This is a genomic window from Myxococcales bacterium (assembly GCA_016706225.1).
Taxonomy (GTDB): Bacteria; Myxococcota_A; Polyangia; order Polyangiales; family Polyangiaceae; genus JADJKB01.
Genome location: JADJKB010000002.1, coordinates 302810 through 317720, shown reverse-complemented (window position 1 = coordinate 317720; position 14911 = coordinate 302810). Strand labels below are relative to the sequence as shown.

The 14911-nt window shown below is 66.8% G+C and carries 13 protein-coding genes; 6 read left to right on the top strand and 7 right to left on the bottom strand.

The window, feature by feature from the left end; translation table 11 throughout:
- Window positions 1-8: 8 nt before the first annotated feature.
- From IPI67_01550 to IPI67_01540, 3 genes are all read right to left on the bottom strand, one after another.
- Window positions 9-344, bottom strand: coding sequence for a hypothetical protein (locus IPI67_01550; protein MBK7578865.1), 336 nt, complete (start codon window positions 342-344; stop codon window positions 9-11).
- Complete coding sequence (locus IPI67_01545; GenBank protein MBK7578864.1) at window positions 278-1417, bottom strand: putative metal-binding motif-containing protein; 1140 nt, start codon at window positions 1415-1417, stop codon at window positions 278-280. Before IPI67_01545 ends, IPI67_01550 begins: the two co-directional genes overlap by 67 nt.
- A 1176-nt stretch (window positions 1418-2593) precedes the next feature.
- A complete protein-coding gene (locus IPI67_01540; protein MBK7578863.1) occupies window positions 2594-3181 on the bottom strand; it encodes an SCP2 sterol-binding domain-containing protein in 588 nt (195 codons plus the stop codon).
- Window positions 3182-3306: 125 nt separating this feature from the next.
- Here IPI67_01540 and IPI67_01535 point away from each other — a divergent pair, with 125 nt between their 5' ends.
- Entirely contained in the window at window positions 3307-3825 is a 519-nt protein-coding gene (locus IPI67_01535; protein MBK7578862.1) for a hypothetical protein, read from the top strand.
- 11 nt (window positions 3826-3836) lie between these two features.
- Window positions 3837-4673, top strand: a complete 837-nt coding sequence (locus IPI67_01530) for a hypothetical protein (protein MBK7578861.1) — start codon at window positions 3837-3839, stop codon at window positions 4671-4673.
- A gap of 20 nt (window positions 4674-4693) precedes the next feature.
- Here IPI67_01530 and IPI67_01525 read toward each other — a convergent pair whose 3' ends face one another.
- Entirely contained in the window at window positions 4694-4990 is a 297-nt protein-coding gene (locus IPI67_01525; GenBank protein ID MBK7578860.1) for a PilZ domain-containing protein, read from the bottom strand.
- Window positions 4991-5048: 58 nt separating this feature from the next.
- Between IPI67_01525 and IPI67_01520 the strand changes: the two genes are divergently transcribed.
- Both IPI67_01520 and mfd read left to right on the top strand, forming a co-directional pair.
- Window positions 5049-5975 carry a hypothetical protein gene (locus tag IPI67_01520; protein MBK7578859.1) on the top strand — a complete coding sequence of 309 codons (927 nt, stop codon included), beginning with the start codon at window positions 5049-5051 and terminating at the stop codon, window positions 5973-5975.
- Window positions 5903-9598: a transcription-repair coupling factor gene (mfd, locus tag IPI67_01515; GenBank protein ID MBK7578858.1), complete on the top strand. Its 3696-nt coding sequence runs from the start codon at window positions 5903-5905 to the stop codon at window positions 9596-9598. The genes IPI67_01520 and mfd overlap by 73 nt, the downstream gene beginning before the upstream one ends.
- Here mfd and IPI67_01510 read toward each other — a convergent pair.
- From IPI67_01510 to IPI67_01500, 3 genes are all read right to left on the bottom strand, one after another.
- Complete coding sequence (locus tag IPI67_01510) at window positions 9578-10522, bottom strand: hypothetical protein (protein ID MBK7578857.1); 945 nt, start codon at window positions 10520-10522, stop codon at window positions 9578-9580. The two genes, mfd and IPI67_01510, sit on opposite strands and share 21 nt — an antisense overlap.
- 138 nt (window positions 10523-10660) lie before the next feature.
- Window positions 10661-12226: a serine/threonine protein kinase gene (locus tag IPI67_01505; protein MBK7578856.1), complete on the bottom strand. Its 1566-nt coding sequence runs from the start codon at window positions 12224-12226 to the stop codon at window positions 10661-10663.
- Window positions 12227-12229: 3 nt separating this feature from the next.
- Complete coding sequence (locus IPI67_01500) at window positions 12230-13207, bottom strand: FHA domain-containing protein (protein ID MBK7578855.1); 978 nt, start codon at window positions 13205-13207, stop codon at window positions 12230-12232.
- Between the two features lie 279 nt (window positions 13208-13486).
- On the opposite strand from IPI67_01500, the gene IPI67_01495 reads away from it, so the two are divergent.
- Window positions 13487-14023 carry a hypothetical protein gene (locus IPI67_01495; GenBank protein MBK7578854.1) on the top strand — a complete coding sequence of 179 codons (537 nt, stop codon included), beginning with the start codon at window positions 13487-13489 and terminating at the stop codon, window positions 14021-14023.
- 58 nt (window positions 14024-14081) lie between these two features.
- Window positions 14082-14909, top strand: coding sequence for an FHA domain-containing protein (locus tag IPI67_01490; GenBank protein MBK7578853.1), 828 nt, complete (start codon window positions 14082-14084; stop codon window positions 14907-14909).
- The last annotated feature ends 2 nt before the right edge of the window (window positions 14910-14911 follow it).

Sequence of the window (14911 nt, the reverse complement as noted above, 5' to 3'; positions counted from 1 at the left end):
CCACCCCGTCAGGGCTGACACTTGACCAGCCGCGCCTTGAGCGCGCCGTCCTCCCAGGCAATGGCGAAGGTGTTCTTGTCCACCGGAGCGATGCTGATGCCGCTCACGGTCGTGAGGGGTGACAGATCGGTGAAGGCCATGCTCGGTACGTCCAGGGTCTCCGGAACCCACAGGTACGAGACGTAGGTCGAGCGCGCGACGGTGACTACGACGCCGCCGGCCACCGCGGCGACCCGCGCGTCGCCGCCCGCAATGGGTGTGTCGAAGGAGAGGGTCTTCAGGAGCGCGCCGGTCGTCTCGTGGAAGCGAGAGAGAATGATCTTGCTGCCGCTCTGCGAGGCCACGACGAAGCTGGAGCCGACGTGAACGGCGCTGGTGGGGAACTCCCACGTAGCGTTGGCTGGAGCCTGCAGAATGGGGTGTTCAGTCCGCTCAGGTTCTTCGTGGTGATCGCGGTGCAGAGCCGCCAAGTGCTTGCGTCCGTACAGCTCCACGCGACGAGCGCGGACGACGGCCCCATCGCGACGACCTGGAGCCCCAGTGACGTGTAGGAATAGCTGAACGCCAACGGCGCGCTCGGATCGAGTAGGTGCTGGGTGGACACGAGCCCGGCCGGGGTCATGGTCGCCGCGTAGAGCGGTTGATTCACATTGTCGGCGTGGCGGTCGTTCCAGAACAACACGAACTCGGTGCCGTTCCAGGCGATGCTGGGCCGCGCAGTGTAGACCGCCGCCGAGTTCCAGCCCTGCGACAGCGTGGCGAGCGTGGTGCTGATGGGAGTGCCGAGGGCGGCATCGGTGCGATAGACGGTCGATGCGGTGGTGACTCCGCTCCCCGTGATCACCATCGACCCGATCGCAATGTCCGTCCCGTTCGTAGCAGCGGTCAGGCCCCAGAATCCGTCCTTGCCGGCGTCGAAGTTCACCGGGTTGCCTTGCACCGCCAACGCCGCGTCCAGCTTGAAACCGCGTATGCTCTTGGTCCCCGTGCCGTTGTTGAGCGCAAAAACTCGGAACGTGCCGTCCGGCATGCGCAAGATGACGGGCGCGCCAGGCACGTCCTCGTAGAGCTGCTGGCCCACGTACTCCGCCCCCGTGGCCAGGGTCGAGGTCGGCTGCGCCTTCCAGAGGCCCTCGTCGACGTAGGCGTTGCAGTTGTTGTCGATCTGATCACAGAGCTCCGGCGCTCCGGCGTAGACGCTCGGGTTCTTGTCGTCACAGTCGTCGGCCCCACTGCCACAGGCGATGGAAAAGTGGCCGTCCTTGTCCTGATCGACCGGCGTCACGTTGGCCGTGTGCTGGCACTGGCCGGTGCCCGCGTTGCACACGTCGGTCGTGCAGGGGTTCTGGTCGTCGCAGGGCGGGGTGGGGGGTTTGCAGTAGCCAAGCACACACAGCTCGACGCCGTTGCACACGATGTTGTCGCTGCACTCGGCGTTCGTGGTGCAAACCTTGCCAGCGTCGGCGCCGCCGGTGCCACCAGTACCGCCGGTACCGCCCGTCCCGCCGCCACCGTCCGAGTTGCACAGCCCGCCGCCCTTGACGCAAAAGTTCGAGACACAGCAGAAGCCAGCGGCGACGTCGCAGTCCCCGCTGTTCAGGCACTCGTAGGCGCAAACTCCGCCCGAGACACACACCAGACCGCTGGAACACTGGCTGGTGTGGGTGCAGGCCTTGCCGTACCCCGGTGGGGCACCGTCCGGCGCTTCGAGCACGCACGCATATCCCAGGCACTGTTTACCGGGCGCGCAGTCCACGCTGGTCTTGCACTCGAGCTCACAGCTGCCGGATTTGCAGACCAACGGTGACGCACACTCGCTGGTCAACTTGCACGGCGCACCGGTGTCGAGGCTGACGTCGGCGCCGGCGTCGTTCGGGCCCCCGCTTTGACAGAGGTTGCCCGCGCAGCTCTGTCCCGGCGCGCAGTCCTTGTTGCCCTTGCACTCCAGCTGACACGCGCCGGCGCGACAGATCAGGATGCCGGCGCAGTCGGAGTTGTAGCTGCACGACGCGCCTTCTTCACCGCCGGTAGGCGCGTCTCCGGTCGTTCCGGCATCCCCGACCTTCTTTGGCAGGTAGCCGCCCACCAGCTCCGGCGGATCTGCACACAGGCCGCCCGGCGCGCAGACCTGTCCTTCGACACAGTCCTGGTCGCCCTTGCACTGGTCGCGACACTCACCGTCCGGACCACACTTCTGATCTTCGGGACAGTCGCTGTTGTACGTGCAGTCCTTGATGATCTGACACACGTGCTCGGGTTTGGTACCGAGAATACAACGCTGCCCCGTCGGCTGATCACAGTCGGCGCTGGTCGTGCACTCGCTATGACACAAGCGGTAGACGCAGATCAGCGGGTCGGGCTTCTGCCCGCAGTCGCTGTTGATGATGCAGCCTTCGGCGATCTTGGCGCGGCGCAGCGCATCGGCTGCATCATCACCGCCGCAGGCCGCGGCGCAGACCAAACCCGAACAAACGCCAAGCGCAGCCCACCCCCGAACCACCCTCATTTGCATGGGCGGTGATGCTAGCGGGAAGCCAAGAGTGTTGCCTCGAAATCTCGGGACCCACAGCGCTGTGCCGGCCCGGACCAGGCGTCAGACGAACACACCCGACAGCGCCATCGGGATCTGCGCGTTACCGACGATCTTGATCTTGCCGCTCATGGCCAGCTGCATCGGGTTTTGTTTCCCGGTCTGCATGTCCATGAAGTCGTTCATCTTGCATTCCAGGCGGCAATCCGGGGCGTCCAGCTTGGGCGCGCCGCTGCCGGGGGTGATCCCGAGTTTGTGCGAGCCGCCCTCGGCCTCGACCACGAACGCAACGGTGCCGGCGATGCCCTTCACCAGCTTCACCCGCTCCGCGTCGACAGTGAGCGCCTTGAACGCCATCACCTGCTGCTCCGGCTTGATCTCCTGACCCTCTTGCAGGATCGCTCCCTGCACGAAGATCGGGGCAAAGTCTTCGGCGGCGACCGTCACCTGAATGATGACGTCGTCCTGCATGCCGTCGCTCACCTCGAGCTCCCCGTCCTTCAGCCGGAGCGTCCATTCACCAGCGCCGGAGACACGGAACACCATCGAGCCGTTGGAGGACTTGCCAGCGAGCCCGGCCTTCATCGCCTCGAAGCGCGAGGGCAGGTACGCTGTGAAGAACTCCTTGGGCGTCTCGGGTACGTCGGTCATGGCTCTCCCTCTACCAGCGCGACGGCCGGTCGAGCGAGGACTTTGATCACGCGGGGATCGAAGCGTCAATGGAGGCGTACGGGCAGGGATTTGATGGCGCCCGGCGACGAGTGTACGAATTGCCAGTGAGCATCGCCGGGCCGGACCCCGCGCCTTCCGAGGCTGAGGCCGTCGCGCCCGCGCCAGCCCCGCAGGGGCGACCCAAGAAACCTGGCAAGGCGTTCTGGGGACGTTTTGCCATCGGACACTTCGTGTCCTACCCGGTCTGTTTCCTGACCGCCGCGGGAGCGTTGCCTTACGTGATGTTTCTGCGCAGAGCGCAGCTGCTCAATCCAGGCCGGGTCGGCGCGCGGACCAAGATCGTCGCCGACGTGGCTCGCGACCTGAAGCTCTCCGGAGTGGAGGCCGCGCAGGTCGAGATCGTGCTCGAAGGGGCGATGTGGGTCTGCATCCTGGTGTTCGTGCTGCTGCACCTGGCCGCATTGCCGTGGTCTTTTGCGGCGGCGGCCGCGGCCCGGCGGCCAGAGGCGGGCGAGGGCGGAATTCGGCGTGGCTCTCGAATTTTCGCGGGCACTGCCGCCACTACTGTCGTGCTCGTTGCTTTGGCCGGCACCGCCGGCTGGATCTGGATCCTGACCCGATGAATGCTGAGCGCATGACCCACCCTGGTTGGTTGCTGCTGGGCGCCCCCGTTGTGTTCATCGCGACCTTGGCGGCCTGTGGCGGAACCAACGACGCCAAGGTCCAAGGAACCGGCGGGGCCGACGGCGGCGGCACGCCGAAAGTGATCTTGGACGGTGGCGGCATCATCCCGGACCCGCCCAAGGGCGAGACCCTCTGCCAGACCGGAGAGTGCAACTATCAGAAGCAGGACTGCGCCGCGGGCACCAACTGCATTCCGACTGACACACCTCCTACCACTGGGGCATGGCCACCCAAGTGTATGCCCGCCGGCGCAAAGGCGCTGGGTGAGAGTTGCTCGGCGTGGAACGACTGCGCGCTCGGTGCGTTCTGCGTCGGCATCGGCGGCGCGGCGGACGGCGGCGTCGTGCCCGGGACTTGCCGCAAGCTCTGTTGCGGTGGTGACTGGTCCGCGTGTCCGTCGGATCAGAGCTGCATCCGACAGGTGTACCTGGTGCGACCCGGGGGTGGCGATCCGGTGTACGCGAAGGCCGACGTGTGCGCGCCGGTCAACGATTGTGACGTCTTCGACCTCAAGGCTTGCGCAGAGCAGCCGGGGCGCAGCTGTCAGATCGTCGATCCGATCGGCAACGTCGCCTGTGTGCCGAGTGGCAATGGCGGCCCCGGTGACGCTTGCGACACCAAGTCGCCGTGCAAGTCGGGCTTTGCTTGCGTCGCTGACGAGTGCCGACGCCTTTGCAAGGCGGTCGCCGGCGGCGGCGAGCCTTCGTGTCCCGCTGCCGAGGGGACTTGCGTTCACTACAATCGGGATCCCCTCGGGGTCGGCGAGTGCACCGATCTCGGGCTCTGACCCGAGGGCGCCGGCGTCCGTCAGCCCTTCAGCATCTTGGCGATGGTGTGGGTCTCCTTGGCGCCGAGCAACCCAAACTGCACGCCAAATCCTCCCGGTTTCGCCCAGCGGACCACCCCGGGTAGCTGAAGCGCGACCCCGGTCAGGGTGAGCTCGATGGTAATCTCCGTGCCGAACGGCAGGATCTCACCCGTCTCGACGAACATGCCGCCCATGCTGACGTTGCTGGTGACTCCACCCACCGCTCCGCCCTCTTTTCGAAGACAGGAGACTTCGATCTCGAGCTGGACGCGCGGGTGAACGCGTTTGTCTTGCACGCTTGCCTCGATGCGAATTTCTGGAAACGATCCTGAGAGGACTGACTGGACGGAAACGATGAGCGCCGAGCGAAGCGAAGTCAATACGCGGAAATTGCGACCTGGCACCCGCGGGCTTTCTCGCCACCTGGAGGGCTGGCAGCCTGCGCTCGTCGCGGTGGTGATCGCCGCAGCCTGCGCGCTCCTGGTCGTCCCGCGCCCGGCCGGGGCCGATACCATCCCGCTGCCGCACGTCGACGCTGCGGAGGCGAGCCGAGCCGAGGTCCGTCGGGAGCAACAAGCGCGTGCGGCGCTGAGCGAACCGTTGCCCTTTCTGGTGCGCGCTGCCGGAGAGTCGCTGCGCAGCTTCGGACGCGCGGAGGCGGAGGGTCGTACCGGCGAGGCGGCGAGGGCGCTGCTGGAGCTGCGCGGGCTCGCTCGCAACTCACTCACCAAACACGGCGACGAGCCCGTGCTGCGTCTGCTGGCTTACCAGACCGAGCTCTTTCTCTCCGCCGTCGAAAGCTGGGAGGCGGGCGGACCCGAGGTCAGCGACATCGCGGAGCTGGGCGGCGCGTTCTTGCACAAGGCCCGCGCCGCGCGCTGGACCCGCGGTGAGCGACGACTCGTCGCAACCCGGGCTGAGCGTGCCGCGCTGTTCAAGGTTCGCTGGGTAGAAGCGGCCGGATTGCGCGCTGTGGGTGCCTTCGCCCCGACCGCGAACGAACTCCGGATCTACTATCGCTTCCTGCTCGAACATCCGGATACGACGCGCAGTGCCGAGGAGCCGCTGCGCTACGTCAGCGCCGTCGAGAAGGTCGACCTGGGCTACCCGGCGCTTTTCGCGCGCGGGGTCATCTACTATCGCACCGGGCAATTCGCGCGGGCCGCGCAGGCGTTCCGTGCTCACCTCGAAAAACAGCCAAACGGCCCCTGGCGTCTGCGCGCCCAGAACCACCTGCTTGCCGCCGCACAACAAGCACGCGAGACCACGCCGGACCCGTGAACGACTCCGAGCCCCCTGTCGAGATCCACAACCTGCGGGACGCCTTCGCACTGCCGGAGGATCGCGAGGTCGTCACCGCGCGGCAGATCGCCGCGCGTTCGCCTGAGCTCTCGCGCCTGCACGTGGTAGGCGCCGAAGGTTCGGCGGGCGGGCTGGTGGCCCGAGCGCTGGCCCTGTCCGGCGCGCATGTGCTCTACGTCACCGCGGAGGTCGATGCCGCGCGACGCGCGCTCTCCGATCTTTCATTTCTTTCCCAGGCGCTGCCCTTCGACAGCGCGCGTGTTCCGGATGGCGAGACACCGCTGTTCGTCATGCCACCGGAGTCGACCCCGTGGGCCGACGTACGTCCGGACCGGCGTGCGCAGATGGCGCGGGTCGGCGCGCTCTCTCACATCGCGATGGGTTTGCCGTGGCGATACATGGTGACCACGGCGCAGGGCCTGGTTCGACGCGTGCTGCCACCCGAACCCCTGCGCGACGCGGCGGTCGAGCTGATCGCAGAGGCGGAGATCGACGTGGGCAAGGTCACGGCTGCCCTGTCCGCCGCGGGCTACCTGCGCGCTCCGGTCGTGGAAGATCCCGGCAGTTTTGCCATGCGAGGAGGCATTCTCGATGTCTGGCCGCCGACGGCAGCGGAGCCCGTGCGCGCCGAGCTCTACGGCGACATGATCCTCTCGCTCAAGAGCTTCGATCCGGAGACTCAGCGCACGCTTGCGGCGGTCGCGCGGGTGTTGCTCCCCGCGACCCGCGAAGCAATCACGACCGAGCGAGCCTCGGAGCGCGCCCGTGAGGTCATGCGCTCGTTGTGCGACGCGGTCGACTGGCCCTCGTCGAAGGCCCGCGCACTGGAAGAAGACGTCGCAACGGCTCGCACGCTGTTCGGGCTGGATGGCTTTTTGCCAGCGTTCCACCAGCTGTGTCCGCTCTGGTCGTACTTGCCGGACGACGCGCACATTCTGGTGGAGGACCCGGCGCGTGTCGTGGCCGCAATCCGCAAGGAGCTCAGCCAGGCGGAGGCCGCGCTGGCCCACAAGTCCGGCGGCCCCTGTTTCGGCTTCTCGCAGCTCTACGCCGACGAGGCCGAGGTGGTGGACGCGCTCGGTGAGCGCAGGGTCATCGCGCTGCATCGGACCGCCGTTGCTGCGAGCGGCGCCGCGCAGACGTCACTCGAAGCTCTCGAGCTGGCTCCCCTGGACGCACCCAGCCTCGCCATCCACGATCATTCGGATCTGGAACGCGCCGTCGCCCGCGCTCGCGCGGATCGCGGCAAGAACGCCGCCCTCGAACCGCTGGTCGAGCGCATCTTTGCCTGGCACGAGGCCGGGCTCGACGTCGCCATCACGGCCCGCACCGCCACCCAGGCCGAACGCGTCGCGTCCTTGCTCGGGCACCGCGGCATCAGCGTGACTGCGACGGAGTCCCGCGCGCCCAAGAGCACGGTCAAGGTGCTGATGGGCGAGCTCGCGCGGGGTGTCATCGTTCCAACCGAGGGTTTTGTGCTCGTGACCGAGGAGGAAATCTTCGGCAAGCGCGCGCATCGCCGCCAGGAGCGGACCAAGAGCGCCCGAGCTTTCCTGGAGGACCTGCGAGCGCTCGAGACCGGCGACTTCGTGGTTCACGTGGACCACGGCATTGGTCGCTACCTGGGGCTCGACAAGAAGGAACTCGGCGGCGTGAGCGTGGAGCTCTTGGTCGTCGAGTACGCCGGCGGCGACAAGCTGTTCTTGCCGGTGCACCGCCTGAACCAGATCCAGAAGTACTCGGGCGGGGACGGTGCACCGCGCATCGACAAACTCGGCGGCTCGAGCTTTGCCAAGACCAAGGCCCGAGTTCAGAAGCGCGTGCGGCAGATGGCAGACGAGCTCCTGCGGCTCTACGCCGAGCGCACCGCGCTGAAGAAAGACGCCCTCGAGCCGCCCGATGACGAGTACGCCACCTTCGAAGCGACCTTTCCCTACGAAGAGACCCGAGACCAGGCCGCGGCGATCAACGAGGTCAATCGTGACCTCGAGACCTCGGCGGTCATGGATCGCCTGGTGTGCGGCGACGTCGGGTTCGGCAAGACCGAGGTCGCACTGCGCGCGGCATTCCGTGTCGCCATGGCGGGGCGGCAGGTGGCGCTTCTGTGTCCGACCACGGTCCTCGCACAGCAGCACTTCTTGTCTTTTGCCGGGCGTTTGTCCGGCTACGCGCTCCAGGTCCGCCCGCTCAGCCGCTTCGAGTCGAAGAAGGAGGCCACCGACACCTTGCAGGGCCTCAAGGACGGCAGCGTGGACGTCGTCATCGGCACCCATCGGCTGCTCAGCCGCGACGTGCACTTCAAGAACCTGGGCCTGTTGATCGTCGACGAAGAACAACGTTTTGGCGTGACCCACAAGGAGCGCATCAAACAACTTCGCGCTTCGGTGGACGTGTTGACGCTGTCCGCCACGCCGATTCCGCGCACGCTTCAGATGGCCATCGGCGGCTTCCGGGACATGTCACTGATCACCACCCCGCCCATGGACCGGCGCGCGATTCGCACGATCACCTCGCGCTACGACGAGCAGATCATCATCGAGGCCATCGAGCGTGAGCTGTCCCGCGGCGGGCAGGTGTTCTATGTCTACAACCGAGTCGAGGGCATCTACGAACGCGCGGCGCGCGTGCAAGAGCTGGTGCCGGGCGCCAAGGTCACGGTCGGCCACGGTCAGATGAGCGAGGCCACCCTCGAACAGACGATGCTCGACTTCATCGACGGCCGCTTCGACGTGCTGGTCTCGACCGCCATCATCGAGAGCGGGCTGGACATCACCCGCGCCAACACCATCATCATCGACCGCGCCGACATGTTCGGTCTCTCCCAGCTCTACCAGCTCAGAGGGCGGGTCGGGCGTAGCGCCGAGCGCGCCTACTGTTATCTGTTGGTGCCGCCGCCCAGTCAGCTGAGCGAAGAGGCCCGGAGCCGCATCGAGGCACTCGAGCGCCACACGGAGCTCGGCGCGGGCTTTCAGATCGCAACCCTGGACATGGAGCTGCGGGGTGCAGGGGACTTGCTCGGGGCCGAACAGAGCGGCTTCGTCGCGAGCGTGGGCTTCGATCTCTTCTGCCAGATGTTGAGCGAAGCGAGCCACGAGCTGCGGGGTGAGACCGTGATTCACGCCGTGGATCCCGAGCTCAGCCTGGATGCCGACGCACTCTTGCCGGAGGACTACGTGTCGGAGGTCGGAGTGCGATTGAGTTTGTACAAACGCCTGGCCAGCGCCGCAGACGAGCAGGAGGTCGTCGACATCGCCACCGAAATGGAAGACCGCTTCGGCCCTCCGCCGACGGAAGCCAAGAAGCTGGTGGAGCTCATGCGACTCAAGACCGAGCTCAGGCGGTTGATGGTGCTCGGCTGCGAAGCCAGCCAGAAGACCGTATCGCTGCACCTTCGAGACGACACTCCGCTCGACCCGGTGAAGATCGGAGCGCTGGTCGGGAAACGGCACAGTCCTTACAAGATCTCGCCGCAAGGACGCCTCACTCGGCGCGCGAGCGACGAAGAGCGTTTCGCCGACGGCATCGCTCACGCAGACAAGACGCTCGAGGAGCTGAGCGCGTGTCTACGAGCCGAGGCCGACTCAGAAGCGACCAGCGGCTGAGATCCCGGTCGGACCGAGGAACAGCGTCGCGCCGGCTCTCTCGCGCTTGCTGCCCCAATCGACGACGAAGATCCCGACCGCCGCGGTCCCCACCGCTGCGAGAGTAGTGACCCCGAGCAGAAGGTTGGTGCGAAGCTCTTTGTCGTGGCCCGCGGCCACGCGCGCATCGACTTCCCGCTGAGAGAGCGTGGGCAGGTCGCGCTCGTAATCGTTGAACGACTTCTGCGTGTCGAACGCGCTCCACACGCTGAGGCCACCGGCCACCGCCGTCGCGCCCACGCCAACGTAGAACCAGAGCGGGCTCGGGCCCGCCGGCGACGGCGGCGGTGGCGGTTTCGGACCGGGGCCCGCGCCGCCCCCTCCCACGATGACCTCGCGAGCGCGATCGACCGCCAGGCGCAGGCGCTCCCCGGCCCACACGCGCAGCGTCTTGTCGAGCACGGTCTTGCCATCCATCACCACGCGCACGTGGTGCTCGCCAGGATCGACGCGGGCCACTGCCGGGCGTCCCTCCACCGGTGCGTCGTCCACGAAGGCGCTCGCGCCATCGGCCGCCTCGATCTCGAGCGTGGCGATGTTGCGCTCCGCCTGAGTGCGTTCGTTCTGGACCTCCGGTAGCAAATCCTTCGGGGTCTCGGGATCGGCGAGCACCTGCTCGAAGTGCGCAAACGCCACCACGTACCGACCGAGCTTCGACTCCGCCAAGGCCCAGTTGAACAGCACGACGGGATGCGGCCTGAGCTTCTGCGCGGCCTCGAAGTGGGCCGCAGCGTCGGCGTAGGACCGAGTCTTGTAGGCCTTGATGCCAGCTTCGAATTCCAAGCGTCCGCAGGTGGCTGCGTCCTCGGTGCACTCCGCGGCCAGCGCTGGCAGCGGCGCGGCCACGAGTGCCACGCTGAAGAGCAGGTGCGGCCAGCGCTTCATGACAATGGCAAAAGGTATCCGCGCATTTCGTCCGAACCAACAACAACCATGGTGCGTGGTCGCAGCCACCACGATTTGCCGCCGCGCGAGATGTGGGGTGCCGCCCTACCGCGGGCCCCTGTCAGCGGCGCACGGCAGCTATTTCCCGAAGGGATACTTGGTCACCAGCGGGTCGTTCTTCTTGATCGGAGTGCCCGCCTGGGGGCCGGCCTTGCCCTCTGGCTTCGCTGGTTTTTCGGCGCTGGCGCTGGGCGGAGGGGTCGGCGGGGCTTCGACGATCTTCTTCAGCGGGACCACCACCCCTCGGTCGCGATCGGGGATCACGGTCAACACCGCCCGCTCGAACCCTTCTGCGGTCACCGCCACTTCGACCGGGGCCGAACCGCGCTGCACGCTGCTGCGTGCCGGCTTGCCCTGAGCGGCGATCCCAGCGACCAGGATGGTGGCGCTGGCCTCCGGTTGGGTCGTGACCTCGATGCTGACGTTGCTCGGCTCCGCGACGCTCGGCGCCGGGCCAGGCGCCGGAGTGGGATTGCTGCGCACCGCGAGCACCGTCACGCCAGTGGTCAGGACAATGGCAAACCCCAACGCCGCATACTTCCAGAGCTGGGGCTGAGGCGGCGCTGGACGCGAGATCACGCCACTGGAACGCCCCGCCTCGACCGGAAGCTCTCGGTCCGTCACGGTCTCGAAGCCCGCACTCCTCAGCGATTCGATCGACTTTTGTTGTTCGCCCCGCTCCTGCTCGAACAAACCGTGCATCGAGTCCGCGAGCAACTGCTGCGGGTCGTCGATCCCGGCGGCTTTCACGAAGGCGTCCAGGTCCCGAGCCAGCTCTGCCGCGGTCTGATACCGCTCCTCCGGCTCGGTCTGGAGCGCACGCTTCAATATTTCCGCGAGCTCATCGGGGAAGCCCGGCACACGGCTGCGCGGATCCGGAACCGCTTCGAACAGTAGTTTGTGCAAGGTCGCGGACTCATCGACGCCCGCAAACAACCTGGATCCCAGCGCTGCCTCATACAGCGTGGCACCCAACGCAAACAGATCGACTCGATGGTCGAAGTCCTTGCCCAGCACCTGCTCTGGCGCCATGTAGCTGAACTTGCCCTTGACGCGCCCGAGTGTGGTCTGAGCGATGCGACCGGCGGCGCGTGCGATGCCGAAATCGATCAGCTTCACACTCCCGTCGTAGTTGATGAACACGTTCTGCGGACTGATGTCGCGGTGGACGAGCCCAAGCGACTGCCCCTGTTCATCCTTGAGGTCGTGGGCGAACCCCAGACCCTCCGCCGTTCTTGCGCCGAGCCACGCCACGAGCCCCGGCTCCAAACGCTTGGAGCGCCGCCCGAGTGAGCTGATCAACTTCGAGAGCGGCTGCCCGTGCAGGTACTCCATCGCGAGAAACAGCGTGTCACCCTCGCGACCCAGCTCATGCACCTGCACGATGTTGGGGTGAGCAAGCCGCACCAACAGGTTCGCCTCGTCAAGGAACTGGCTGATGAACTCCTTCTCTTCCGAGAGGTGGTCGTGCACGACCTTGATCGCGACGAGTCGCTCGAAGTTCATCGGACCGGGGAGCCGACCCAGGTACACCGCCGCGCTTCCGCCGACACCGAGCCGAGTCCCGACCTGATAACGGCCGAGCTTCGCTCCCGCGTGACGGCGGCGATTCTCGTAGCTTGGTGCGACTTCGGCTGCCCCCACACGTCACCTGGTCGGGATCATATAGATGCGGTCCAAGAGCGCCTGCTCCGCCTTCGAGAATTTCTCCTCGGCGGCGCGCAGCGCTGCTTTGTAGCGAAGAACGAGCGGGCGATCGATGCCCGGAGCCCGCGCCATCGAAGCTTCGAGCACGGTGACGGATTTGTCCGGCAACGGACGAATGGCCAAGAGATGCAACTCGATGGCGACGTTTGCCCACTGCCCATCGCCGGTGACGTCCGTGAGCTTGACGCCGTACGTCCCGACGGTCTCGAGCACGTCCTTCGGAACACTTCGACCTTCCTTGGCCTTGGCCAGCACACCCTTCAGGTGGTCGCCAAGCAGCCGCGCGGCCGCGTCGTGACGCCCCATGCTCATCATTCGATCCGCCATGCGCGCCATGGTCAGCAGGCCGTCCTGCTTTTCGGTGCGCAAGGTCGCCTCGCCACCCTCCCGGCCAGGGTGCTGCGAACTTTCAGGCAGTCGCGCGTCGTCTCCGAGCGCTTGTCGAAGGGAAATCTCCGGTTGGGTGGGTTGCACGCGCTTCACCGAGACAGAGGCCAGCTGCACCGACACCTGCGCGCGAGGCGTGACCTGTTTTGCGCGAGGCGGAGACGGCGGCTCGAGCGTCTCTACGCCGTCGTCGACGGCGTGCACGACTAACTCTTGGGTCCCGACGATGACGCGGTCGCCCTCGCCGAGGGGCGTTGGCCCCGCGATGCGAACCTCGTTGACGATGACGCCGTTGGAGCTGCCCAGATCCTCGACGAACAGCGTGGCCTTCGAGACCAGGAGTCGCGCGTGGTGACGCGACACCAGCATGTCATCGACGATCACCTGACAACTGCGGCTTCGCCCCAAGAGCAGCTCACCGCGAGACAGTGGAACTTCGGTACCCTCGATCAGCAGCGCGAAGCGGCGTGCCCTCGTCGGAACACCTCCGTTCAGCTCCGCGCGCGGCCATGTGACCGGCGTATTTCGCACTTCGTCACTATAAGGGCAAAGCGCGGGAGGGTCGACTCACCCCAGCTCCGCATCCGTGTGGCATAGTGGCGTTCGTGCGCGGCGCGCTGTTGTTCAGTCTGAGCTTCGCGGCGGTGGCATGTAGCCTGTTTCCAGACACGCCGCCCAGCGTCGAGGACTCCGGCGGATCGGGCGGGATTGGTGCGGCCGGCGGCACCACGACGACCGGCGGCGGCGCGGGCAGCGGCGGCTCCGCGGGCCAGGCCGGCACGGGCGCATCGGGTGGCACGGGCGCATCGGGTGGCACGGGTGCATGCATCCGGTGGCACGGGCGCATCCGGTGGCACGGGTGCATCCGGTGGCACGGGTGCATCCGGTGGTACCGGCGCGTCAGGCGGAACCGGCGGCACCCTTGCCTGCGGAACTGCGGCGGCACCGACCGGCAGCTCTTGTCCTGTCATATGCGACGGCGGCTGCGGCAACGGAGTGTGCAGCATCCTTTGCGACACCCCGAACGAGTGCAACAACAAGACCATCACTTGCCCGCAGGGATATGCCTGCAAGGTCGAGTGCACTTTCCAAGGTGCGTGTGCCAGCGGCACCTTCAAGTGCCCGACCGGTACCCAATGCAGCCTCGACTGCTCCGTGAAGCTCGGCTGCGGCGGCGCCCATCTCGAGTGCTCGGACGGGCCTTGTTCCGTCAGCTGCGGCTCGGAGGTCAACGCATGCGCAGGAGTCACGGTGGCCTGTGGAAAGAACAGCTGCACCGGCGCCTGCGGCGGCGGCTCCAAGCCCACCGTCACCTGTGGAAATTCCTGCAATTGCAAGCCTTGCTGAGGGAAGGCCAGCGGCCCGGGAGCTTCCGCGGTTTTCATGCGCTGACCCACAAGGCAGGATGGGGCCGTTGACCCCTGCGTCGCCGCCCTACCGACTGAAGCTCCCCCATGGCTGGCTGCCCTTGGCTCCGGGGGTATTCGAGCTCGGCCGCAGCGCTCACTGTCAGGTGATCCTGGACGGCCCGAAGGTGTCGCGCTTGCACGCACGCGTCGTCATCGACCCAAGTGGCCCCAGCATCGAAGATCTCGGCAGCGCAAACGGCGTCTTCGTCAACGGACGCCGCGTGACTCGCGGACGACAACCCCTCGCCGTTGGCGATCGTATCTTGGTTGGCGATTTCGAGCTCGAGCTGTCCGTCGGCGAAGCCCGCGACACCCTGCCCCCGGACCAGCGTCCTTCAGGGCGCCCGACCCTGGTGACCTCGCTCAATCCGCCACCCACAGGGCCCGCGGCGGCAACCTCGAAAGCCCACGCGCTCGAGCTGCTGGGGAGTGTCGCGGAGCGAGCCATCGGCACGGGTGATGCGGCGCGCGCGGAGGGCATCCTGAAAGGGCGCCTGCTCGAGGTGCTCGCGTCGGCCGCCGGCGGCACTTGCGACAACCTGTCGCGCGAGCTCGCGATCAAGTTGTCGCTGTCACTGGCCCAGGCGTTGCCATCCGCCGACTGGGTCAACTTCGCCGTCAACCTGTTGATCGCGACCCGGGCTCTGCCCACCGACGCCGAGCTGAACGCCCTGGAAAAGGCCGCGCTGCGCGTCACCGGCGCGGACGCTCGCAGACTTCAGGACTACACCAGCATCGTGCGCGCGATGCCGAGCTCGCTGGAGAAGGTGCGCGGGCTCGGGCGGCTCGAAGCGGTGCTCACGACCGTCTGCGGCCGCCAGTGACC